Annotated in this window: 15 protein-coding genes; 9 read left to right on the top strand and 6 right to left on the bottom strand. The window is 74.2% G+C overall.

The genetic code is table 11. From position 1 onward, the window contains the following. Positions 1 to 78: 78 nt before the first annotated feature. From EV372_RS26390 to EV372_RS26365, 5 genes are all read right to left on the bottom strand, one after another. The gene (locus tag EV372_RS26390) at positions 79 to 813 is read right to left on the bottom strand and encodes a hypothetical protein (RefSeq protein WP_130398265.1); all 735 of its coding nucleotides are present in this window, start codon (positions 811 to 813) and stop codon (positions 79 to 81) included. Next, positions 810 to 3,878: a DEAD/DEAH box helicase gene (locus tag EV372_RS26385; protein ID WP_130399132.1), complete on the bottom strand. Its 3,069-nt coding sequence runs from the start codon at positions 3,876 to 3,878 to the stop codon at positions 810 to 812. Before EV372_RS26385 ends, EV372_RS26390 begins: the two co-directional genes overlap by 4 nt. A 720-nt stretch (positions 3,879 to 4,598) precedes the next feature. Further along, positions 4,599 to 5,900 carry an HNH endonuclease signature motif containing protein gene (locus EV372_RS26380; RefSeq protein WP_130399131.1) on the bottom strand — a complete coding sequence of 434 codons (1,302 nt, stop codon included), beginning with the start codon at positions 5,898 to 5,900 and terminating at the stop codon, positions 4,599 to 4,601. A gap of 751 nt (positions 5,901 to 6,651) precedes the next feature. Beyond that, on the bottom strand, positions 6,652 to 8,061 hold the full coding sequence (locus EV372_RS26370; protein ID WP_130398263.1) for an MFS transporter: 1,410 nt from the start codon (positions 8,059 to 8,061) through the stop codon (positions 6,652 to 6,654). A 5-nt stretch (positions 8,062 to 8,066) separates the two neighbouring features. Continuing rightward, entirely contained in the window at positions 8,067 to 8,945 is an 879-nt protein-coding gene (locus tag EV372_RS26365; RefSeq protein WP_130398262.1) for a glycerophosphodiester phosphodiesterase family protein, read from the bottom strand. Between the two features lie 154 nt (positions 8,946 to 9,099). On the opposite strand from EV372_RS26365, the gene EV372_RS26360 reads away from it, so the two are divergent. The 5 genes from EV372_RS26360 to EV372_RS26345 all read left to right on the top strand — a co-directional run bounded on the left by EV372_RS26360 (position 9,100) and on the right by EV372_RS26345 (position 15,615). Beyond that, positions 9,100 to 9,606: an Rv3235 family protein gene (locus EV372_RS26360; RefSeq protein ID WP_130398261.1), complete on the top strand. Its 507-nt coding sequence runs from the start codon at positions 9,100 to 9,102 to the stop codon at positions 9,604 to 9,606. A gap of 384 nt (positions 9,607 to 9,990) precedes the next feature. Beyond that, positions 9,991 to 11,889: an alpha/beta hydrolase family protein gene (locus EV372_RS26355; protein ID WP_130398260.1), complete on the top strand. Its 1,899-nt coding sequence runs from the start codon at positions 9,991 to 9,993 to the stop codon at positions 11,887 to 11,889. Between the two features lie 482 nt (positions 11,890 to 12,371). Next, entirely contained in the window at positions 12,372 to 13,373 is a 1,002-nt protein-coding gene (locus EV372_RS26350) for a C40 family peptidase (protein ID WP_130398259.1), read from the top strand. A gap of 196 nt (positions 13,374 to 13,569) precedes the next feature. Next, on the top strand, positions 13,570 to 13,743 hold the full coding sequence (locus EV372_RS29180; protein WP_156095252.1) for a hypothetical protein: 174 nt from the start codon (positions 13,570 to 13,572) through the stop codon (positions 13,741 to 13,743). Positions 13,744 to 13,944: 201 nt separating this feature from the next. Then, positions 13,945 to 15,615 carry a glycosyltransferase family 2 protein gene (locus EV372_RS26345; protein ID WP_130398258.1) on the top strand — a complete coding sequence of 557 codons (1,671 nt, stop codon included), beginning with the start codon at positions 13,945 to 13,947 and terminating at the stop codon, positions 15,613 to 15,615. Positions 15,616 to 15,909: 294 nt separating this feature from the next. Here the strand turns inward: EV372_RS26345 and pstS are convergent, their stop codons facing one another. Then, a complete protein-coding gene (pstS, locus tag EV372_RS26340) occupies positions 15,910 to 17,055 on the bottom strand; it encodes a phosphate ABC transporter substrate-binding protein PstS (RefSeq protein WP_130398257.1) in 1,146 nt (381 codons plus the stop codon). A 213-nt stretch (positions 17,056 to 17,268) separates the two neighbouring features. On the opposite strand from pstS, the gene treY reads away from it, so the two are divergent. From treY to EV372_RS26320, 4 genes are all read left to right on the top strand, one after another. Further along, positions 17,269 to 19,653: a malto-oligosyltrehalose synthase gene (gene treY / locus EV372_RS26335; protein WP_130398256.1), complete on the top strand. Its 2,385-nt coding sequence runs from the start codon at positions 17,269 to 17,271 to the stop codon at positions 19,651 to 19,653. Positions 19,654 to 19,829: 176 nt separating this feature from the next. Continuing rightward, on the top strand, positions 19,830 to 20,672 hold the full coding sequence (locus EV372_RS26330) for a putative RNA methyltransferase (protein WP_486484139.1): 843 nt from the start codon (positions 19,830 to 19,832) through the stop codon (positions 20,670 to 20,672). Positions 20,673 to 20,862: 190 nt separating this feature from the next. Then, complete coding sequence (gene treZ, locus EV372_RS26325; protein WP_130398254.1) at positions 20,863 to 22,710, top strand: malto-oligosyltrehalose trehalohydrolase; 1,848 nt, start codon at positions 20,863 to 20,865, stop codon at positions 22,708 to 22,710. Positions 22,711 to 22,829: 119 nt separating this feature from the next. Next, complete coding sequence (locus tag EV372_RS26320) at positions 22,830 to 23,654, top strand: alpha/beta fold hydrolase (RefSeq protein ID WP_130398253.1); 825 nt, start codon at positions 22,830 to 22,832, stop codon at positions 23,652 to 23,654. Positions 23,655 to 23,659 lie beyond the last annotated feature (5 nt).

The raw sequence follows: 23,659 nt of genomic DNA, 5'->3' as shown, positions 1-23,659 counted from the left end.
GAATGGTAACCGTTATCCCACGTCCTTGTGGAGTTTTCCACAACAAAGTTCGAAGTGTGTATTCGGCGCCCCATACGCTCACGTTCCGGTCCCTGTTGGCGGTTGTCCGAAACCGGGCAGATCATCGGCCACGAGCCCGGGAGCCGCGGCCCTGACGCGCTCGCCGGAGCCCTCCGGAGGGCTCGGCCGGGCGGGAAGCGGCGGCGCGGACCAGAACGCGGCGGCGGAGCCGGGATCGGCCGCGTCCGCCGGGGGAGGCGGTTCGTCGGCGGTATCCAATACCGCTTCTCCGTCATTTCTCCCGATTGTCGGATCTTCGCCCGAGAATCCTTTTGCGGTGGCCGTGGAAAACGCTTTGACCTGCGCCACGAGCGCGCGCCGCTCCCGGCCCAGCCACCGGGTCAGCACGAACGGGTCGCGGTCGGCCTCGGCGCCCAGCCCCGCCACCGCCGCCGCCAGATGCGCGCACCTGGCGTCCCACCGGTCACAGGAACAGGTCGCCACCAGCGAGTCCCACCCGCGCGGCACCAGGTCCCACCCCAGCAGCGAGAACACCCGGGCCGCCGCCACCGGCAGCTCACCGGCCAGGATCCGGGCGCGGAACACCGGCTGGGAGGCCAGCGCCGCGCACAGGCGCTCCCACTCGGCCTCCGGCGGCACCGTGCGGATCAGGCTCACCTCGTGCGCGCCCGGGCCGCGCACCCGTCCCGTGACCTCGCCCGGGCGCACCGACAGCCGCTCCACGCGCGCGTTCCCGGCGGCCCGGCCCGCCTCCCCCAGAGCCCGCGCGAACAGCGGCGACCACGCGCTCACTCGGCCACCGCCTCCGGGGCCAGCCGCACGACCTCGCGCAGGTCCTGGACGGACAAGCCGGTCAGCCACGCCTCGCCGGTGGCCACGGCGCCGTCGGCCAGCGCGCTCTTGCGCTCGATCATCTCGTCCACCCGCTCCTCGACCGTGCCCACGCACACCATCTTGCGCACCTGCACGTCCCGCCGCTGGCCGATCCGGAACGCCCGGTCGGTGGCCTGGTTCTCCACCGCCGGGTTCCACCAGCGGTCCACGTGCACCACGTGGTTGGCCGCGGTCAGGTTCAGCCCCGTCCCGGCGGCCTTGAGCGAGAGCAGGAACACCGCCGGGCCCTCCATCTCCTGGAAGCGCTGCGTCATCTCCTCCCGCTCCGCCCGCGGAGTGCCCCCGTGCAGCCACAGCACCGGCACCCCCAGACGCGAACGCAGGTAGGGGGCCAGGCGCTCACCGAAACGCGCGTACTGGGTGAAGCACAGGGCCTTGTCGCCCTCGGCCGCGGCCGAGGCCAGGATCGCCTCCACCCGCTCCAGCTTGCCCGAGCGCCCCGACAGCGCCGAGCCGTCCCCCAGGAACTGCGCCGGGTGGTTGCAGATCTGCTTGAGCCGCGACATCGTCGCGAGCACCAGCCCCTTGCGCTCCTTCTCGGTCGCCTCGGCCAGCCGCTCGCCCATCTCGTCCACCACCGCCTTGTACAGCGAGGCCTGCTCCGGGGTGAGCGTGCACCAGGTGCGCATCTCCAGCTTCTCGGGCAGGTCGGCGATGATCGACCGGTCGGTCTTGAGGCGGCGCAGCACGAACGGCCCGGTCATGCGGCGCACCAGCGCGGTGTCGGGCCCCTCCTCGCCCTCGACCGCCCGCTCGAAGTCCGCCGCCGTGCCCAGCAGCCCCGGGTTGGCGAACTCCATCACCGACCACAGCTCGCCCAGGTTGTTCTCCACCGGGGTGCCGGTGAGCGCGATCCGCGTGGCCGCGGGCAGCGACCGCACCGCGCGGGCCTGCCGGGTGCCGTGGTTCTTGAGCGCCTGCGCCTCGTCGCACACCACCCGGTGCCAGGGCATGCCCGCCAGCTCCTCGCTGTCGCGGGTGACCACGCCGTAGGTGGTGACGACCAGGTCGCACGAGCCCACCAGACGGGCCAGGGCGTTGCCCGAGGGCCGGTCCGGGCCGTGCTGGACGTGCACCCGCAGCGAGGGCGCGAACCGCTCGGCCTCGCGACGCCAGTTGCCCACGAGCGAGACCGGGCACACCAGCAGGGTCGGCCCCGGCGCGGGTTCGCGCAGCCGCTCGTCGGTGAGCAGGGCCAGCAGCTGCACGGTCTTGCCCAGGCCCATGTCGTCGGCCAGGACCGCGCCCAGGCCCAGCTCGCCCAGGAAACGCAGCCACGACGCGCCCCGGTCCTGGTAGGGGCGCAGCGAACCCCGGAAGCCGGACGGTGTGCCCATCGGGCGCGGCTCGGCCTTGGCGCCCCCGTCCAGCAGCGCGCCCAGCGGACCGGAGGCGACCGCGTCGGCCACCGGCAGGGGAGTGGCGCCCTCCACTCCGATGGCCGTGCGCAGCGCCTCGTCGGTGCGCATCCAGTGGCCGCCGCGCCGCTTGACCAGGTCCAGGGTGGCGCTGATCCGCTCGGGGTCCACCTCCAGCCACCGGCCGCGCACGCGCACCAGCGAACGCTTGAGGCGGGCCAGTTCGGCGAGTTCGGCCAGCTCGTCCTCGCCGAGCGGTACGGACTCCTCGCCGTCGCGCCCCCGGAGCAGGGCCTCGAAGGACACGTTGACCAGCTCGGAGGGCCCCACCCCGCCGCCCCCGCGCCTGCGGGGCGCCTCCTCGACCGCCACCCGCAGGCCCAGGGCCGGCCTGCCGCGCCACTCGGGCAGGACCACCCCGAACCCGGCGCCGCTCAGCCGGGCGGCGCCCTCGGCCACGAACCGCTCGGCGTCCTCCGTGCCCATCAGCAGCCGGGCCGGGGCCAGGTCGCGCAGCGCGCGGTGCAGGGGCGGATGGTGGCGAGCGGCCCGGCGCAGGTCGGCCAGGGCGGTGGCGCCCACGTCGGCGGGCAGCCAGGCGGCGCCCTCGCCCTGCCACACCTGTTCCAGGGGCAGGCGCAGGCCGGGATCGCTGACCGAGCGCACCCAGAACTCCAGCGCCCACGGCCCCGCGCGGTCGGGTTCGCGCAGCAGGAACAGCAGCGCCGCCCTACCCGCGCCGCGCACCCGCGAGCGCCACTCGCGCAGGGGTCCGCGCAGCCGGGCGGCGGTGTCGGCGTCGATCCCGTCCGGGGCGCCGGTGAGCGCGGCGGCCAGCCGCTGGCCGGGGGCGGCGCCGTCGTCGGAGGTCCGTTCCGGGCTGGTCCGGCCCTGGTCCATCGGGTTGGTCCGGCCCCGGTGTAGGCGGCGGGGCCGGGCCAGGCGGCGGGCCGCCGCGTCGGTGAGCAGCTCCAGGGGGGCGAGCACGCAGGCCCGGGCGATCGCGTCGGGCGGCTCCCCGGGCAGGTGGGCGCGTGCGGAGGGCGGCAGGGCGCCGGTGAGCGCGGCCAGGTGCTCCTCCGCCCAGTCCAGCGGCGCGGGCCGCCAGCGGGCCCGGGCGGGGTCGCCCACCAGGTCGGGCAGCACGCACCCGGAGGTGACCAGGAGTTCGGCGAAGCCGCGGACCGCGCGCAGGTGGGCCAGCGAGGGTCCGGAGGCGGTGCCGGGGATGTCGTGTGCGGGTGCGGCCAGGAGGGCCTCGGCGGAGGCGGCGTCCAGCCGCAGGGCGGGCACCCGCCAGGGGTGGAAGGCGGCCGGGGCGGTGCCGGGGGCGCTGGTGGAGGCGAAGGGGGCGGAGGTGTCCCCGGGCAGGGTCAGCTCCAGGGTGCCGTGCGTGGCTGAGCCCGCCCCGATCCCCGCGTCCACCAGGAGCGCGCTCAGGTCGCGGGCCCCCAGGGCGAACGGGTGCGGGCGCGCACGGCCGTGCGCGCCCCCGGCCGGGGGAGGGGTGGAGGGGGCGGACCCGGCCCGATCGGACTCGGCCCGATCGGACTCGGCCCACACCGCCAGCGCTTCCCCGGCCCACACGCCGTGCAGAACCCGCACCGCACCTCCCGCGTCCTCGCCGACCATCGGCCCCAGTATGGCCGGGGGCGGCGACAGACCGTGACGCGCGCCTGGGAGGAGGGGCGTCTCGCGCTCGGTGGCGGGTCCTCACCGACCAGAAGTCCCCTGGACCTGTCACAGGTGTTGCTGCGGGAGGGCGTTCAACGGTGGGGGGTCCGGGGGTGGTTGCTCGCTCCGGCGATGGCGCCAGCTGCCGCGAAGTGGTGCGGGAGAGTGACCAACGCTTGCTGTTCGCGCGTGGTGGGGCTTTGCTGCGGTGGCAGCGGAGGCGGCGGGTGTCTGGGGGCGCCGTTCAACGATCCTCCTGCTGGTGGTGGCGGGAGGTAGCGGCGCCAGCTGCCGCGAAGTGGCGTGGGAGGGCGACCAACGGTCGGGGTTCGGGGGCGGCTGGGCTCTGCTGCGTTGGCAGCGAAGGCGGCGGGTGTCTGGGGGCGCCGTTCAACGCTCCACCTGCTGGTGGTGGCGGGAGGTAGCGGCGCCAGCTGCCGCGAAGTGGCCTGGGCGGGCGGTTAACGGTTGGCCTTTGGAGGCGGCTGGGCTCTGCTGCGTTGGCACCAAAGGCAGCGGGACTGTCGGGCTCCGGGCAGCGGTCCGGGCCCCTGGGGCGGGGGTGGGCGACGGTGGCAGCGACCACGGTGGGCGCGGGGCCCGGGCCGCCTGCCGGGTGCGGGCATGCCGGGGCTCGGCGCGGCCCGGGGGTCATGTGCGGGGTGGCGGATCCGGGTCCCTGCCGGGCGAGTGGTCCCTTCCCCGGCCCCGGCCCCGTCCTGGGTGGTGTGTGCGGAGTTCGCGTTGGTACTTGGCCCGGTTGTGCGGCCCACACAACGGTTGCAGGTTGGCCACCACCGTGCGCCCGCCCCGGGAGAACGACCGCACGTGGTCGGCTTGGCAGAGGGCGACCGGCACCTCACACCCTTGCGGGTGGGCGCAGGTGCTGTGCCCGTGAAAGGCCGCCGTGCGTTGGCGGGCTGAGGCCAGGCGGCGGCTGTGGCTCACGTCCAGCACCTGTCCGGTAGGTGGGGCGGTGAGCATCCGCACCACCTCAGAGTCTCCAGCCAGTTCGTGGACCAGCCCGACCGGAATCACCCGACCGTGCTCGTCCAACGCGGGCTGTTCCTGACCTTCGGCGTCCAGGTAGGTCTGCACCGGTACGACGATGCGGATCTGCGCCAGCGGAGCCGGAGCATGAGTGCATCCGGTGTGGGTGGTGGCGAAGCGCAGCGCGGCGATGAGCGCGTCGTGCTCACGCTGGGACCGGGACCGGGTGTCACCCTCCCCGGGTGGGGTGGTGAAGGTGTCGATGGCCGCACGCACGATCAACGCATCCCCAGACCCGCCCCAAGATTGGAGTTGGTAGCTGCCCTGGAAGGTGTCATGGAGTGTTAGTCCACGGGCCGCGTGAGCAGCCTCATGGTCACGGTCCAACCGGTGCGGATCCAAGCGGTAAGCGACCTGGCGGGCCACTGACTGGAGCTGGTTGACCGACAACGCGGGCCGCTCCGTTTTCGCGGCTACCAGAGCCGCTTCGAACCCGTGCCGGTACTCCACCTGATCGGGAAAGTGCTGCTCATCGCGGGCCTGGACGGCCTTGTCGGTGGCCTTGGCGATCGCCACCGCCTCACCCAAGGCCAGAGCGCCCTTCTCCACCGCTTCCACCGTGGCGGGCAACGTCTCCTCGTGCACGTGCTGGGCCAGACGGGCCAAATCCTTGGCCTGAGCGGTGGGCATTTTTCCGTGGTGCACCAGCCACTTGTCCAGCGTGGAATAGCCGCTGTAGCGGGCCACCTCACCGCGTGCGTACAGGCGCGCCATCCGCGCGAGCGCCTGGTAGCGGATCTGGTCCAGCTGGGCCCACAGCGCCGCGACCTCCTCAGCCGCACTCTCGTCGGCCCCGGGCGGCACCTCGGTATTCAACGCCTGGTGGATGATCTCGCGCGCACCGGCCAGCGCGGCCACGGCCGGGGAGCATTCCCCGGGGGCCGCCTTGGGCGCTGCGATCATCATCTCCATACTTCTTATTATAGGCGAGCATCCGCCCTTTCTCCACTATTCACAGCCTCGAATTCGACGCCTTTCTTTCGGGGGCTGCTCTTGATTGTCGGATCACAATTAAGGCGGTCTCAAAAGGTGTCCGAAAACGAGCGCACACAATAGACCATTGCCGTTGGTGTCACCGCCAGCCGCCCCAACCCCAGGGGCCGGGGTCGGTGCCCGAGGGTGGAAGGCCCGCTTGTCGTTGGCGCGATCGTCTCCCGCGTCGACGACAGGAGTCAGAACCGTTGCCCGAGGCCGGAGGGTCCGCTTGCCGTTGGTGCCGACGTCGCAGAGCCCGACCACTTCTACGCCCCGGGCGTTGGTCGCCCTCCGGTGGTCGCTCCCGCCTTTGGTGCCGCTGTTCGTCGGCCGCCTCCACCCCCACCCAACGCCAGCCGTTTGCTGAAGACCGTTCCACTTCGCGGCAGCTGGTGCGCTTTCGTTGCCGCCAGCAACCCCCAGTAGGAATAGCGTAGGGGAGAGACCTGTGGGCGACCCCTCCCTACCCCTCAATTATTTATCCCCGTTGGGCGAGGGGCGCTTAAGGGCATGCCGAAACGCCCACTGGGTGGGATCCCCCCTATTTCCAGGAAACCATCATCACCCCGCCCGCGCCCACCCCCAACCCCCACCTGTGGAAAACGTGGCCGCCTACGCCCCCTCAACACCCTGCCCGCCTCGACACCCCGCCCCTCAACACCTACGGCTCCTCGACGGTCTACAGGTTGCGCGGTACCTCGTTGCCCACCGCGAGAATCCCCTCGCGCATGCGCGTGCGCCACAGCAGCAGACCGCCGATGACGAAGAACACGATCAGCGACAGGATCGCCATCCGGTAGCCGCCGGTGAGGGAGACGGCCACGGTCACGGTCAGCGATCCCAGGAAGCTCGATCCCTTGTCCGAGATCTGGTACAGGCTGAAGTACTCCGCCTCGCGCCCACGGGGGATGAGCTGGGAGTACAGCGACCGGGCCAGCGACTGGGTTCCACCCAGCACCAGGCCGATGCCCACGCCCATGGCCACGAACAGCGGCACGTTCCCGACCGGGAGGAAGTAGGCCGCCGCCACGAGCGAGCTCCACACCGCGAGCGTGGCCAGCACGGTGTTCTTGCTGCCCAGGACCCGGGCGACCCGGCCGGTCAGGAAGGCGCCCCCGAAGGCCACGAACTGGATGATGAGGATGGTGACGATCAGGACGTTCTGGTCCAGTCCCAGATCCTGGGTGGCGAAGGGCGCCGCGTAGCGGATGGCCGCCTGCACACCGTCGTTGAACAGGATGAACGCCAGGAGAAAGAGGATCGTGTTCGGGTACTTGCGCATGTCCTTGAGCGTGTGCCCGAACTGGCGCAGCGACCGCCCCACCTTCGGCCGCCCCCGGCTGCTCGCCGCCAGGGCGCCGTAGCGGTCGCGCAGCGGCCGCAGAGCCAGGACGGTGAACCCGGCCCACCACAGGCCGCAGGAGGCGAAGGCGATGCGCGCGGCGTCGTCCGTGCCCAGGCCCAGGGACGGAGCGCCGACCACCAGGCCCAAGTGGACGGCGAGCAGCAGGGCCCCGCCCAGGTAGCCGATGCCCCAGCCGGCGACCGAGACCCGGTCGCGTTCCTCAGCTGTGGCCACCTCGGGCAGGAACGCGTTGTAGACCACGCCCGCCAGCCCGTACAGCAGGTTGGCCAGCACGAACAGTACCGAGGCCACCAGGTAGCCGTCGGTGGCGAAGTACAGCCCCAGCGTGCACGCCGACCCGCTGACGGCGAGCCAGAGCAGCCACCGCTTCTTGTGCCGCGAGTGGTCGACCATCGACCCCACGATCGGCAGGCACAGGATCTGGAGCAGGATCGCCACCGTGGTCAGCGCCGGGTAGAGCGCGTTGGGGTGCAGCGAGAGGAAGTCCAGGCCCAGCGGGCTGATGGACAGCGCGGGGTCCAGGCAGGACGCGGCGTCCGGGGCCCCTGCCGACACACACGCCAGGTTGCTCAGGTACGGGCCGATGAGCACGGTCACCACCGAGGTGGTGAACACCGAGTTGGCCCAGTCGTAGAGGTACCATCCGCGCTGTTCGCGCCTGCGCTGGGCGGGGTCGGCCGAGGGGGCGCCGGTGGCGTCCGTCTCCGGTGGTGTGGTGGCCATGGGGGCTATCCGTTCCGCTGGGGGGAGTCGGTGGGAGAGTCGGTGGGAGAGTCGCTGGAGGTGCCGGTGGGGGCGTCGGTGGAGCCGGAGGGGGTGCGGCTGGGCCACTGGCCCCGCCGGACGAGGAGTTCCCTGAGGGCGCTCGTGTTGTCGGTGACGATGCCGTCCACCCCCGCGTCGAGCAGGCGCTCCATCGTCCCCGGTTCGTTGATGGTCCACACGTGCACCTGCATGCCCAGGCGGTGCGCGGTGGCGATCAGGTCCCGGCTGAGCAGGGGGATGGCGCCGTGGCGCAGCGGGATCTGCGCGCAGACCGGGACTCGGCTGGCCAGGGAGCGCAGCAGCGGGGACAGGGAGGCCGCCCGCAGCCGGACCACGTCCAGGGGGCCGCAGGAGGTGGCCACGGGCCGGTCGAGGAGCCGCCGAGCCCGGTCCAGGCGGCGCTGGTCGAAGGAGCCCACGCACACCCGGTCCCAGGCGTTGGTGCGGCGCAGCGCCTCGCGCAGCGGCAGGACCGCGGCGTCGGCCTTGACGTCGATGTTGAACCGTGCCTCCGGCCAGGTCCCCAACAGGTCCTCCAGCACCGGGACCGGCTCGCGTCCGGCCACCCGGGCGCGGGCCACCTCGCGGTGGGGCAGGTCGCCGATCGCGCCGCTCATGTCGGTGGCGCGGTCCAGGGTGGGGTCGTGGAAGGCCATGAGGACGCCGTCGCTGGTGGCGTGCACGTCCGTCTCCAGGTACGTGTAGCCGAGGTCGACGGCGTGCTGGAAGGCCGCGGCCGTGTTCTCCAGTTCGGTGCGGCGCACGCCCTGGTCGTCGAGGAGCCACCCGCCGCGGTGGGCGAGGGCCACGGGCACGGGGGAGGACAGGTAGGCGGAAGTCACGCATGCAGTATGCCGGTTTCGGGCGGCTGCGCGCCCTGCGCCCGGGGGCGGCGGAACTTTCCCGAAACCTGGAATGCCAGCTGGCACGGGGACGGTGGCGGCGCCTCTGTGCAGGGTGAAGGCGGAACGTCATCCTCCCGGAAGGGACCTGTTCATGTCGTACACCCCTCCCCGCCACCCCTGCCCCCGGCCCCTGTGCGCCCACGGCGCTCCCGCGTACCACTGGCCGGTCCGCACCCCCGCGCGCACGCCCCTGCCTCCGCGCCACGCGCCCGTGCGCCGGTGCGGGCCCCCGCTCCTGGCGGGCCACCGCACCCCCGGCCCCGTGCACCTGCTGGCCCAGCGCGTGGCGGAGGTCCTGGTCGGCCGCCGCACCCCCGAGGCGCTGCGCGACCAGGTGACCGTCCCGGTCCGCGAGGAGCTGCGCCGTCTGCGGGGCACGGTCTCCTGCGGGCTGGCGCCGAGGCTGACACAGGTCTACCACCAGCCCGTGGACGCCGACGGTGTGGAGGCCAACGCCGTGATCCGCTGCGACCGCCGCTCCCGGGTGTTCGCCTTCCGGGCCCGGCGGGAGGCCGATGGCCGCTGGGTGTGCACCCGGCTGGAGACCGACGGCGCCGTGCGCGGCCGGGGCGGGATGCCCGTCGAGCCGACCGGGTGAGGACCCCGGTCCGGGCCGCGGGACGAACGCCGGGCCGCGGGTCCCGCGGCCCGTCCGGTGTCCGCCCGTGTCCCCGCTGAGTTCCCACGCCGGCCTCCCGCGGAGTCCCGTGGGCCGGGCCGCGGGCGGGCGTCCCGCGCTCGTCCGGGCCCGGAGCGGACGCGGGTTCCGCCGGACGGAAAGCACCTGGATTTCCGGTCAGGAGCCTGGATAAGGTCCCCCTGGGGTGTTCTCCGGACCGGAGCGCGCCCCGTCTTCGAACGGCGGCACCCGTCGCGGCCCGACCGTTCCCGGCACGCGGTGGCCCCCAACGACGGTCCCACCGCCAAGCGAAAAGGAGGGGGCGGTCACGGCGCTCCCCGCGCCGGGACGGCCATCCGTTGTATGAAACCTGCTGACATCGCCCACCTGCACAGCATCGGCGCGCCCGCCCTGTCCCCCGACGGCCGCCGCGCGGTCTTCGCCGTGACCCGGCCGGACCTGGAGGAGGACGCCTACCTGGGCTCCCTGTGGTCCGTGCCCACCGACGGCTCCGCGCCGCCCGCCCGGCTCACCCGGGGCGCCAGGGACAACGGCCCGGTGTTCTCCCCGGACGGGCGGTGGATCGCCTTCCTGCGCCCCGACGAGGACAAGCGCCCGCAGATCCACGTCCTGCCCGCCGACGGCGGCGAGCCCTGGAAGGTCACCTCCCACCCGCTGGGCGCGGGCGCCCCGCGCTGGAGCCCGGACTCCACCCGGATCGCCTACACCGCCCGCGTCCCCGATCCCCACCGCTACGTGGACCGGGAGCCGGGCAAGGAGCCGCCCCGGCGCATCACGCAGCTCAAGTACCGGCTGGACGACCTCGGGTTCGCCAACGACCGGCGCACGCACGTGTTCGTCTCCGCGCCCCTGGACCCCTCGGGCGAGGCCGGGGAGCCGGTCCAGGTGACCCGGGGCGACTTCGAGCACCGGTCCGTGTCCTGGAGACCCGACGGCACGGAGCTGGTCTTCGCGGCCGCGCGCCACGCCACCCGCGACACGGACCTGGTGGAGGACCTGTGGGCGTGCGCGCCGGAGGAGGACGCCGAGCCGCGCAGGGTCACCGCCGGGAACCTGGACGCCGTGCGGGGCGAGTTCTCAGAGGACGGCGCCACCGTCTACTTCCTCGGCGACGAGCTCGGACCGGACCTGGACGACTTCGTGGGCCAGACCAGCGCCCTGTGGTCGGTGCCCGCCGACGCCTCGGCGGCGCCCGTCCGGCTGACCCCCTCCCATAACCCGCGGATGGCCGGAGGCCCCAAGGTCACCGGGCGGGGCCTGCTCGGCCTGGCGGAGAACCGGGGCGCGGTGGACCTGGTCCTGGTGCCCTTCGGGGGCGGCGAGCCCGAGACGGTGGTCGGCGGACCGGTGCAGGTCCAGTCCTTCGACAGCGCGGGCGGCGTCACCGTCGCCGTGGTCGCCGACGGCCGCAGCAGCGGCGAGCTGGTCCTGGTCGGTGACGGGGGCACGCGGGCGCTCACGGAGTTCGCCGGCGCCCTGGACCCCCTGCCGATGAGGGAGCTGACGGCCCACACCGCCGACGGCTACCCCGTGCACGGGTGGGTCACCGTGCCCGAGGGCGAGGGCCCGCACCCGGTGGTGCTGATGATCCACGGCGGTCCCTTCGCCCAGTACGGCCACCAGCTCTTCGACGAGACGCAGGTCTACGCGGCGGCCGGGTACGCCGTGGTGATGTGCAACCCGCGCGGCTCCTCGGGCTACGGGCACGAGCACGGCCGGGCCGTCATCGGCTCGGTGGGCGCGACCACCGCCACCGACGTGCTGGCCTTCCTGGACGCGGCGCTGGAGGACGAGCGGCTGGACTCCTCGCGGGTGGGCGTCATGGGCGGATCCCACGGCGGGTTCATGACCACCTGGATCGCCGCCCACCACGGCGAGCGGTTCCGGGCGGCGATCAGCGAGCGCGCTGTCAACGCCATCGACAGTTTCCACGGCTCCTCCGACATCGGCTCGTTCTTCCCCGGGCCGCTGTACGGGCCGCCGCAGACCTGGGCCGAGGAGAGTCCGCTCACCTACGCCGACCGGATCGACGTCCCGTTCCTGATCATCCACTCCGAGGAGGACTGGCGCTGCCCGGTGGAGCAGGCGCAGCGCCTGTTCGTGGCGTTGAAGCTGCGCGGCCAGGAGGTGGAGATGCTGCTCTTCCCCGCTGAGGGGCACGAGCTGTCGCGTTCGGGCCTGCCCAGCCACCGCGTCGCCCGCTTCGAGGCGGTCCTGGACTGGTGGCAGCGACACCTGTGACATGCGCGGGGGCGGGGCCCGTCCCCGCCCCCTTCCGGTGGTTCGCGTGATACACACCACTTTTTCGGCGGGCTTTACCCCGTTTTGGGGTGTTGCCAGAGGGGAGAACTAAGCCCCGTCACGCCCGCTCGGGCGGGCTTTTCGGGCCTCTTGTTATGGAACCGCTGGTCAGAGGGTTGCCCAAGGGAAGGTAACGAAAGGGTCGCGACCGCTCCCGGTGGTGAATTAGTGTTCCCTCAGGCCGGAACGCCCCCGTTAGTCACCACAAGGGTGACGGCGTCCGGTTTCCGTCGCACTCTCGCTCACGAGCAGTCCTTTCCCATGAGCAGAGGCCACCGCAGAACGCCGGCACACCTCCCTCGGCCCCCTTGAGCGCCGCCCGCCGGGATCCCCCTCACCGCATTCCCACGCGCCCTCGCCACGGCGCGTCCTCGGGATGCCCTGCGCTGGTAGACGGGTGTGGGAGAAAGGCAGTCGGTCCCTTGACTCGCAACCCCGAGCCCGGAAGGCGCAGCAGGCGCCGTGTCGCGACGGTCGGCTGCGCCACCCTGGGCGCCGTCGTCCTGTCCTCGGGCGTGGCCTTCGCCGAGCCCACCGCCGAGGAGGCCCGCGAACGCTACGAGCAGCTCCAGGAGGAGCTCTCGACCCTGAACGAGGCCTACAACCAGGCCGAGGAGGACCACGCGGCCGCCGAGGCCGAACTGGAGGAGGTCGAGGAGCGGCTCGCCAGGGCCCAGGAGGAACTGGAGACCATGTCCGGCACGGTCGCCGGGATCGCCCAGACCGCCTACACCGGGTCCACGCACAGCCTCCTCACGGTCCTGTTCCGCGGCGACCCGGACGCGTCGCTGCAGAACATCGCCGACCTGAACTTCCTGTCCATGGGACAGGACGCCGTCCTGGACGACTACGTCGCCCAGGTGGAGCGCGCCGAGGACCTGCGCGACCAGGCCGCGGAGTCGGAGGCGGACGCCTCCACCGCGCTCTCCGAGGCCGAGACGGCCAAGGAGGAGGGCGAGGCCGCCCTGGACGAGCAGTCCGAGGTCCTGGAGAGCCTGGACGGGCAGGACCCGACCGCCTCCGAGGCCTCCACGGGCGGCGGCGAGGCCGTCGCGGCCTCCGGTGACGTCCAGGCCGTCCTGGACTTCGCCCGCGCCCAGATCGGCAAGCCCTACGTCTGGGGCGGCACCGGTCCCGACGGCTACGACTGCTCGGGCCTGGTCCAGGCCGCGTGGGCCCAGGCGGGGGTCAACCTGCCCCGCACGACCTACGACCAGGTCAACGCCGGCACCCGGGTCTCGCGCGACGAGGTCCAGCCCGGGGACCTGCTGTTCTTCTACAGCGAGTCCTCGCCCAGCCACGTGGGGATCTACTCCGGCAACGGCAACATGATCCACGGCTCCAACCCGTCCAAGCCGCTGGAGGAGGTCTCCCTGGCCGCCTACTGGGACAGCGTCTTCACCGTCGCCGTCCGCGTCGGCTAGAGGACCGGCCGGAACCGTCGCCCGTGTGACGCGGGGGCTCCGGTCCGCGACGGCCCTGTACTCACGGCCGGTGCCGAGGCTCCGGACGCGCCGTGGGTACGGGGCCGTGCCGGAGGGGCGGGCCAAGGCGCCCCTCCCGAAGCGGTCCGGGGACGCGGGTTCCGGACGGCGGCGCGCTCCGCGTATCCTGCCGCCCATGGGACGTCTCGTGTTCAGGGTCGCGGCCGCGGTCGCGGTCGTCATCGCCTTCTTCTGGGTCCTGTCCGTCGTGGTCGGCCTCCTGGTCTGGCTCCTGATGGCCGCCCTGCTCGCGGGCGTGGTCTACCTCGGCGTCCGGATGCTCAGGGCGCAGGGCGACCAGGGCCGCTGACCGCGCACCTCCTGTCGGGGACGCGCCGCCCGAACCCGTGCGGCGCGTCCCCGCCCGTGCGCCCGGTCCGTTCGCCGCGGACCCGTTTCCTGACACATGGGCGAAGGCCTCCGCGGTGGAGCCGAGCGAGGGTATGGTTACTATGTGTCACTGAATAAGCACGTAGGGTCTCATGTTGACGGAGTGTCGCACCGTGGCCGGGTGGAACGCGTCCTCACCCGCGTCTTCCGCAACGACTGGAGTGCGCTGACACCGCCCGACATCGGACGCTGGACCCCCGACCTGAGGGTCAGCGTCGTCATCCCGGCGCGCGGGGGGCAGCGCCGCCTCGACCTCGCCCTGGCCTCCCTGGCCGCGCAGACCTACCCCGAGGACCTGATGGAGGTCGTGGTCGTGGACGACCACTCCTCCCCGGCGCTGCGCCTGCCCGACCTGCGTCCCGCGCACTGCCGCGTCCTGACCGTCCCCGACGGCGGCTGGGGCGCCGGGTACGCCCGCGCCTACGGCGCCCACTCCAGCACCGGCGACGTCCTGCTGTGGATGGACGCCGACATGGTGGTGTGCCGCGAGTTCGTCGAGGCCCAGGCGCGCTGGCACCACGTGCACGCCGAGGCCGTCACGCTCGGCCGGGTCCGCTTCGCCGACACCGGGCCCCAGAGCCCCACCGACGTCCTGGCCCTGGCCCGCACCGACGCCCTGCACGGCGCCCTGGACACCGGCCGCCACCACGCGTGGGTCGAGCGCGTCCTCACCGGGAGCGACGGCCTGCGCGACGCCGACCACCTCGGCTTCCACGCCTACGTCGGCGCGGCGGCGGCCGTGCGCCGCAGCCTGTACGAGGCCGCCGGGGGAGTGGACCCCGATCTCGACCTGGGCCAGGACACCGAGTTCGGCTACCGCCTCTGGCAGGCGGGCGCCGTCCTGCTGCCCGAACCCGCCGCCACCGGCTGGCACGTGGGCCGCGCGGGCACCGCGCGCACCCGGCTGCCCTCCGAACGCTTCCGCACCGAGGTCCTCGCCGAGTTCATGCCGCACCCGCACGCCTACCGCGAGCGGGTACCGGCCCACCGGCGCCGCATCCCGCTCGTGCACGCCGTGGTCGAGGTCTCCGGCGCGCCCTACGACCTGGTCCGCGGCTGCGTGGACCGGCTCCTGGACAGCGCCGAGACCGACCTGGCCCTGACCCTGGTCGCCGACTGGGAGGGCGCCGAGGAGGGAGGGGGCGCGCGCGGGGCGCGGCGGCTGCGGGCGGTGGACGGCCGGGCCCGGCGCGACGTCGGCGGTCCCCACCTGGACCTGCGGCTGATCCAGGCCAACTACCTGCGCGAACCCCGGATCTCCTTCGCCACGTCCGCGCCCCGCACCGGTTTCCCCTCACCGTTCCTGCTCCAGGTCCCGGTCTCCTGGGGCCTGGGCCAGGTCGCCCTGTCGCGCCTGCTGGCCAGCGCCGAGCGCGCCCGCGCGGGGCTCACCGAACTCTTCCCGGCCGCCTCGCCCACCCGCGACGCCGGGGTGCGGCTGTGGCGCACCCGGGCGCTGGCCCGGGCCCTGCGGGTCCGCGAGGAGGACGAGGACCTGGGCGATGTGGTCGCCGCGCTGCACGGCCGCTACCGGATCCACGCCGGGGAGGAGACGCTGACCGACCTGTCGCTGTACCGCTCGGTGCCGCCGCCCCCGCGCACCGAGCCCGAACCGGCGGAGGTGGCCGCACCGTCCCCGCGGGCCGGGACCGAGGAGCGCCCGGCGGGCGAGCGCGGGACGTGGGAGTACGGGACGGGGGAGGAGCAGCGCACCGGCGCCGCGCGGTCCGGAGGGTGGCTGCGCTCGGGATGGGCGCGGGCCCGCCAGCGGCTGCGCCGCGAGCGCGGCTGACCGCCTCCCGGGGTCCGACCGCGGCCGGGCAGATGGGGGAAGACATCGACCCGGAGAGCGGGCGGACCCCGCCGAGCGCCCCCGCATCCCGGGGATGACCGAGGGCGACGCGGCCGGTACTCAAGGTACCCGACGCCGGGCGCGCGACGGGCACGCCGCCTCGGCGACGTGCCCGTGACGTCCGTTCCCGCGGCTCGCGCGGCCGGACCCCGCCGCCTCACCGCCGCGCGGTCCCCGACCGCGGCACGGGCCGGGCCCGGGTCCGCCGTGTCACCGCCGCGTGGGCGCGACCGCTCAGCCGACGGCGGCGATCGACTCCAGGAGCTTCTCGCGCAGGGCGTCGCTGACCGGGGCCGATCCGGTCTCCTCGGAGGCGGCCGACTGCCCCTCCGGGCTCACCACGTAGCGCAGGAAGGACTTGGCCCGCTCGGCCTGGGCGTCGTCGGGGTAGTCCAGGCACACGACCTCGTAGCTGACCAGGACCAGCGGGTAGCTGCCCGCCTCGGTCGTGCCGTAGTTCAGCTCCAGCGCCAGGTCGTACTCGCTGGGGTTGTCCTCGCGCTGCGGGGACTCGGCGACCACCTGGGCGGCGGCCTCGGGGGAGATCTCCACGAACTCGCCGCCGACGCCGATGTCCACCGTGGACATGCCGTGCACGTGCGACATCTCCACGTAGCCGATGGACCCCTCGGCCCGCTCGACCGTGTCGGCGATACCGCTGTTGCCCTGCGCCGACTCGCGCGCGGTGAGCGGCCACTGCCCGCTCGGCTCGTGCGGCCAGGCGTCGGGCGCCGCGGCGCTGAGGTAGTTGGCGAAGTTCTCCGTGGTGCCCGAGTCGTCGGAGCGGTTGACCGGGGTGATCGCCATGTCCGGCAGGTCCGCGTCCGGGTTGTCCTCGGCGATCTCGGGGTCGTTCCAGCGTGTGATCTCCTGGTTGAAGATCTTGGCCAGCGTCTGCGGGCGCAGGTTCAGCGAGTCCACGCCCTCCAGGTTGAACACCACCGCGATCGGGATCACGTAGGCGGGCAGGTTGACCACGTCCGAGCCGCCGCACCGCTCCCTGGCGTCGGCGTTCTCGTCCGGGTCCATCGCCGCGTCGGTCCCGGCGAAGGCCACCGCGCCGTCGATGAACTGGCTGCGCCCGCCGCCCGAACCGATCGAGTTGTAGTAGACGCGCGCGTCGTCGCAGGCGGACTGGTAACCGGCGATCCAGGTCGTCATCGCGTTCTCCTGGGCGCTGGAGCCGGCACCCGAGAGGCTTCCGGAGAAGCACTCCAGGCCCTCGGGGACCTCCGGCGCGGCGCTGTCCGGGACGGCCTGGTCGCTGCCGCAGGCGGTCACGGCCAGCAGCAGGCCGGCCAGCGCGGCCGACGCGGCCCCCCTGGAGGCCCCGCTGTGGCGCAGGACGCCGGTCTTGGTGCGCTTGTTGGACGGGAGCACGACTGCTTCTATCCCCTTCGTCGGTGTCGGTGGTCCTGGTCTGCGTTCACCGCCGCGCGTCCCCGAACGGGCGCGTCGTCGCTGGTGATGGAGCACCGCCGAAGAATTTAACCATCGGTGGACCACCACCCCCAAGGCGGCCCCGTGTGGCATGGCGCTCACGCGGACCGGCGTGCATGACACGCGGACGGTACGGGCACGGGTAGATGCGTGATGAGCACGCACGACACGTCCACCGCTCCGACGTCAACCTACCGCCTCCAACTGCGCCCCGGGTTCACCCTGGAGGACGCCGCGGACCTGCTCGACTACCTGGACCGCCTGGGAACCGGGGCGGTCTACCTGTCCCCCATGCTCGCCGCCGCGCCGGGCTCCCAGCACGGCTACGACGTGGTCGACCCCACCCGGGTCTCGCCCGAGCTGGGCGGGGACGCCGCCCGCGAGGCCTTGGCCGCCAAGGCGCACGAGCTGGGCCTGGGCGTGGTCGCCGACATCGTCCCCAACCACATGTCCGTGGTGCGCGCCGACGCCAACCGCTGGTGGTGGGACGTCCTCGCCCACGGCCGGGACTCGGTGTACGCGCGCTGCTTCGACATCGACTTCGACGCCGGACCCCTGCTCATCCCGGTGCTGGGCGACGACGGCGACGGCGGACGGGCCGCCCTGGCCGACCTCGTCCTCGCCGACGGCTGCCTGGCCTACCACGACAAGCGCTACCCGCTGGCCCCGGGCACCCACGAACCCGGCGACTCCGTCGAGGCGGTGCACGAGCGCCAGCACTACCGGCTGGTGTCCTGGCGGCGCGGCGACGGCGAACTCACCTACCGCCGGTTCTTCGACGTCAGCGAACTGGCCGCCGTGCGGGTGGAGGACACGGGGGTCTTCGACGCCACCCACGCCGAGATCCTGCGCTGGGCCGAGCTCGGCCAGCTCGACGGTCTGCGGGTGGACCACGTGGACGGGCTCACCGACCCCGGCGGCTACCTGCGCCGCCTCGCCGAGCGCTTCGGCGGCTGGGTCGTGGTGGAGAAGATCCTCGCCCCCGGCGAGGACCTGCCGCAGTCCTGGCCGGTCGCCGGGACCACCGGGTACGACGCCCTGCGCGAGCTCTGCGGCGTGTTCGTCGACCCCTCCGGTGAGGCCGACCTCACCACCCTCGCCCTCGACCAGGGGGTGGAGGTGGACGTCGCCGAGGCCGACCTGCGCGCCCGGCGCCACGCCGCAACCGTGCTGCTGCGCGCCGAGGTGCGGCGGATCGCCGCCCTGCTGCCGCCCCGGCCGGAACGGGGGCGGGAGGTGCCCTCGCCCGAGGCGGTGCGCCGCCGCGAGGAGGCCGTGGCCGAGCTGCTGTGCGCCTTCGACGTGTACCGCTCCTACCTGCCCGAGGGCGAGCGCGACTGGGCCCGGGCGGTGGAGACCGCCATGGGGCGCCGCCCCGACCTGGCCCACGACCTGGAGGCCCTCGACATGCGGGTGCGCCGCGACCCCCGGGGCGAGGCCGCACGGCGCATCCAGCAGACCAGCGGGATGGTCGTGGCCATGGGCACCGAGAACACGGCCTTCTACCGCACCACCAGGTTCGTCGCCCTCAACGAGGTGGGCGGGGACCCCGCCGACTTCGCCGTCACGCCGCGCGAGTTCCACGACGGCGCGGCCCGCCGCGAGGCCGCCCGGCCGCACACCATGACCACCCTGTCCACGCACGACACCAAGCGCTCCGAGGACGTGCGCGCCCGCCTGGCCGCCCTGTCGGAGGTGGCCGAACCCTTCGCCGAGGCCGTGCGCCGCTGGACCGGGCGGTGCGCCCTGCCCGAACCCGCGCTCAACCTCCTGGGGTGGCAGACCCTGGTCGGCGCCTGGCCCATCGGGGAGGAGCGCCTGGCCGACTACTTGCTCAAGGCCGCCCGCGAGGCGCGGCTGGGCACCTCCTGGACCGAGCCGGACCCCGACTTCGAGGACCGCGTCCGCTCCTGGCCCGCGCGGGTGCTGGGCGACAGGGCCCTGCGCGGGGAGGTGGTCTCCGTGGTGGAGTCGGTGCGCGGGGCCGGGTGGAGCAACTCCCTGGGACAGAAGGCCGTGCAACTGCTGGGCCCGGGCGTCCCGGACCTGTACCAGGGCACCGAGCTGTGGGACCTGTCCCTGGTGGACCCCGACAACCGCAGGCCCGTGGACCACCAGGCCCGCGCGGACCTGCTGACCCGGATCGAGGACGGCTGGCGCCCGCCGGTGGACGCCACCGGCGCGGCCAAGCTCCACCTGGTCCGCGCGTGCCTGCGCGCGCGCCGCGAGCTGCGCCCCCGGGGGTACCTGCCGCTCACCGCCTCCGGCCCGGCCCGGGACCACGCCCTGGCCTTCGCGCGGACCTCGGCCGGAGCCGACCGGCCCGACCTGGCGGTGGTCGCCACCCGGCTGCCCATCGGGCTGGCCGACGCGGGGGGCTGGGCGGACACGGTCGTGGCGCTGCCCTCGGGGCCGGGGACGTGGACCGACCGGCTCACGGGCCGGGCCGTGGCGCCCGACAGCGCCGACGGTCCCAGCCTGGCTCACCTGGCCGAGGTCCTCGACCGGTACCCGGTGGCGGTCCTGACCCGGGAGTGAGGGGCGCCGTCCGGAGGCGGTCCTCACCGCACAGCGGCGCGGAGCGGTCGGGGAGGCGCACCGGAGGAGAACCGGGGCGTCGCTCCGCTGCGCCCCGGCCTCTCCGGAGCGCGGGTAGGCTTGCCGCGATCATGGCGCGTACCGACACCCCACACACCACCGGCCCCAGGCTGCGCATGCCCGCGGCCGTCGCGGCGGCCCTGGCCTGCCCCTCCTGCGGACGCGGGCTCGACCCGGGCGAGCGCGGGCTCTCCTGCGGCGCGGGGCACAGCTTCAACGTGGCCAAGGAGGGGTACGCGAGCCTGCTCACCGGGGCCACGCCGCCCGGGACCGGTGACAGCCGGGAGATGGTCGCCGACCGCCTCCGGTTCCAGGAGGCCGGGCACCACGCCCCGATCTCCGCCGCGCTGGCCGCCGCCCTGGCCCGCGAACTCACCGCGCCCGCCCCGCTGGTCGCCGACATCGGCGGCGGGACCGGGCACCACCTGACCCGGGTGCTGGAGGCCCTGCCCGACGCCGTGGGGCTGACCGCCGACGCCTCCAAGTTCGCCGCGCGCAAGGCGGCCAGGGCGCACGAGCGCGGCGGCGCCGTGACCGCCGACGCCTGGCGGGGCCTGCCGCTGCGCGACGGCTCCGCGGACGCCCTGCTCAACGTGTTCGCACCGCGCAACGCCGCCGAGTTCCACCGCGTCCTGCGCGCCGACGGGGTACTGCTGGTCCTCGTCCCCGCCGCCGACCACCTCGCCGAACTGCGCGGACCGCTGGGCCTGCTGGAGGTGGACCCGCGCAAGGACGAGCGCCTCGCCGACTCGCTGCACGGGCACTTCGCCCCCGCCGGGGCCGAGGACCTGCGCTTCACCATGGACCTGGACCACGCCGACGCCGCGACCGTCGTCGGCATGGGGCCCAGCGCCCGCCACATCGACGCCGGGGACCTGCGCGCCCGCATCGCCGCCCTGCCCGAACCCGCGGCCGTCACGGCGTCGGTGCGCCTGCACCTCTACCGTCCGCTCCGCTGAGCGGGGCCCTCACGGGAGAGTCCCGCCGGGAGCGAGCTCCCGGGACCGGGGGAGCGGCCGGTCAGGGGAGGGTCGGTCGGAGGAGGTCTCCCCGGGCCCGCCGTCAGGGACGCGGCGGCCGAAATGGGCAGGTCCGGGCAACACCGGCAGCCGCGGATGGCGGGCGCGCAAGCCGGGTAGACCACCCCCCGTGAGCGAAGCCCAGACCACCCCGACCACATCCGACGCCCTCGCCCGCCCCGCCGTCGCGGGGGTCGGCGTCCGCGGCGACTTCGCCGTGTGGGCGCCCCACCGCGAACGCGTCCGCCTGCGCCTGTACGGCACCGGGGAGCACGGCGGCACGCCGGGCCGCGGAGGCACGGGGGAACGCGACGTCGCCATGCGGCGCGACGACGACGGCTGGTGGCGCGTCCGCGTCGAGGACGCCGGGCCCGGCACCGAGTACGCCTACCTCCTGGACGACGACCCCCAGCCCCTGCCCGACCCCCGCTCGCTCCACCAGCCCCACGGCGTCCACGGCCCCAGCCGCGTCCACGACCACGCCGCCTTCGCCTGGACCGACGCCGACTGGACCGGGCGCCCCCTCGCGGGCGGCGTCGTCTACGAACTCCACGTGGGCACCTTCACCCCCCGGGGCACCCTCGCCGCCATCGCCGACCACCTCGACCACCTGGTCGACCTCGGCGTCACCCACGTCGAACTCATGCCGGTCAACGCCTTCGACGGCACCCACGGCTGGGGTTACGACGGCGTCCTGTGGGCGGCCGTCCACGACCCCTACGGAGGCCCCGACGCCCTGAAGGCCCTCGTCGACGCCTGCCACCGCCGCGGCCTGGCCGTCCTGCTCGACGTGGTCTACAACCACCTCGGCCCCTCGGGCGCCTACATGCCCCGCTTCGGCCCCTACTTCTGCGGCGAGAACGCCTGGGGCCCCTCCCTCAACCTGGACGGCCCCGACTCCGACCCGGTCCGCCGCACGGTCCTGGACAACGCCCTGGACTGGCTGCGCCACTACCACCTGGACGGACTGCGCCTGGACGCCGTGCACGCCCTGCGCGACGACCGCGCCACCCCGCTGCTGGCCGAACTCGCCGAGGAGGTGGACGCCCTCGCCACCGCCCTCAACCGGCCGCTGTCCCTGGTCGCCGAGTCCGACCGCAACGACCCCCGCACCGTCCTGCCCCGCGAGGCGGGCGGCCTGGGCATGACCGCCCAGTGGTCCGACGACCTGCACCACGCCCTGCACGTCGCCCTCACCGGGGAGACGCACGGCTACTACGCCGACTTCGCCGACCCCGGGGCGCTGCCCGCCGCGCTCACCCGCGCGTTCTGGCACGCGGGCACCCGCTCCAGCTTCCGAGGCCGCGTCCACGGCGCGCCCGTGGACACCGCGCGCGTCCCCGGCAGCCGCTTCCTGGCCTACCTGAGCACCCACGACCAGATCGGCAACCGGGCCCGGGGCGACCGCATGGGCGAACACCTCTCCCCGGGCCTGCTCGCCTGCGGCGCCGCGCTGGTGCTGTGCTCCCCCTACACCCCCATGGTCTTCATGGGGGAGGAGTGGGCGGCCACCACGCCCTGGCCGTTCTTCGCCTCCTTCACCGACCCCGACCTGGTCAGGGGCGTGCGCGAGGGTCGCCGCCGCGAGTTCGCCGCGCTGGGGTGGGCCGAGGAGGAGATCCCCGACCCCATGGACCCGGCCACCCGCGACGGCGCCGTCCTGGACTGGTCCCAGCCCGGACGCGAACCGCACGGGCTGGTCCTGGACACCTACCGGGCGCTCATCGCCCTGCGGCGCGTGGAACCGGAGCTGTCCGACCCGCGCCTGGACCGCTCCTCGGTCGAGGTGGGCGGCGGCGGACGCCAGCTCGTCCTGGTCCGGGGAAGCCTGCGCGTGGTGTGCAACCTGGACGCCGACGGCGCCGAGGTGGAGCTGGACGCGGCCCCGCGCGAACTCCTGCTCGCCAACGGCGAGCCCAGGACCGCGGGGACCACCGTCACCGTGCCGGGGGAGTGCTTCGCCGTCCTGAGGGTGTAGCCGCCCGGGCGGGGCGCGGTGGCGCGCTCCCGCGCGCGGGCCCGCCCGGGAGCACCGGAACGTCACCGCGGCGCCCTACCCTCGGTACGGCCCGCGACCCCGTGACGGAAAGGCAGAACATGAGCGGAGACGCCTGGACACTCGACCGGGGCTTCGAGGCGCCCAACGGAACCGTGCGCTGGGCCCGGTTCGGTGACGGGGACCCGGTCGTGCTGCTGCACGGCACGCCCTTCTCCTCCCACGTCTGGCGCCACGTCGCCCGCGCCCTGAGCGCCCGGTACACCGTCCACGTGTGGGACATGCCCGGCTACGGGGCCTCGGCCAAGCACGAGGGGCAGGACGTGTCGCTGGCCGCCCAGCAGGCCGCGTTCACCGCCCTGCTCGACCACTGGGGGCTGGAGCGCCCCGCCGTGGTGGCGCACGACTTCGGCGGTGCCGTGGCCCTGCGCTCGGCCGTCCTGGACGGGGCGGCCTACGACCGCCTCGCCCTGGTCGACGCGGTCAGCGTCCGCCCCTGGGGCAGCGACTTCTTCCGCCTCGTCAACGCCAACGCCGGCGTGTTCGCCGCGCTGCCCCCGCACCTGCACGAGGCCCTGGTGCGCGCCTACGTCTCCTCCGCCGCGCACCGCGAACCCCGCGGCGACGTCCTGGACGCGCTCGTGCGCCCCTGGCTGGGCGCGGACGGCCAGCCCGCGTTCTACCGGCAGATCGCGCAGGCGGACGAGCGCCACACCGCCGAGGTCGAGGACGCCTACGCCGACCTCGACCTGCCGGTGCTGGTGGTGTGGGGCCAGGAGGACACCTGGCTTCCCCTGGACCGCGGCCGACGGCTCGCCGCCGCGATCCCCGGGGCGCGTCTGCGCGTCCTGCCCGGGGCCGGGCACCTCGTCCAGGAGGACGCGCCGGCCGAGCTGACCGCCGCCCTCCTGGACTTCCTGGGCTGAGGGCG

This window comes from Nocardiopsis sp. CNZ308 (assembly GCF_004217075.1).
The sequence above is the reverse complement of the archived record's forward strand: the minus strand, read 5'-3'. Positions and strand labels throughout refer to the sequence as shown.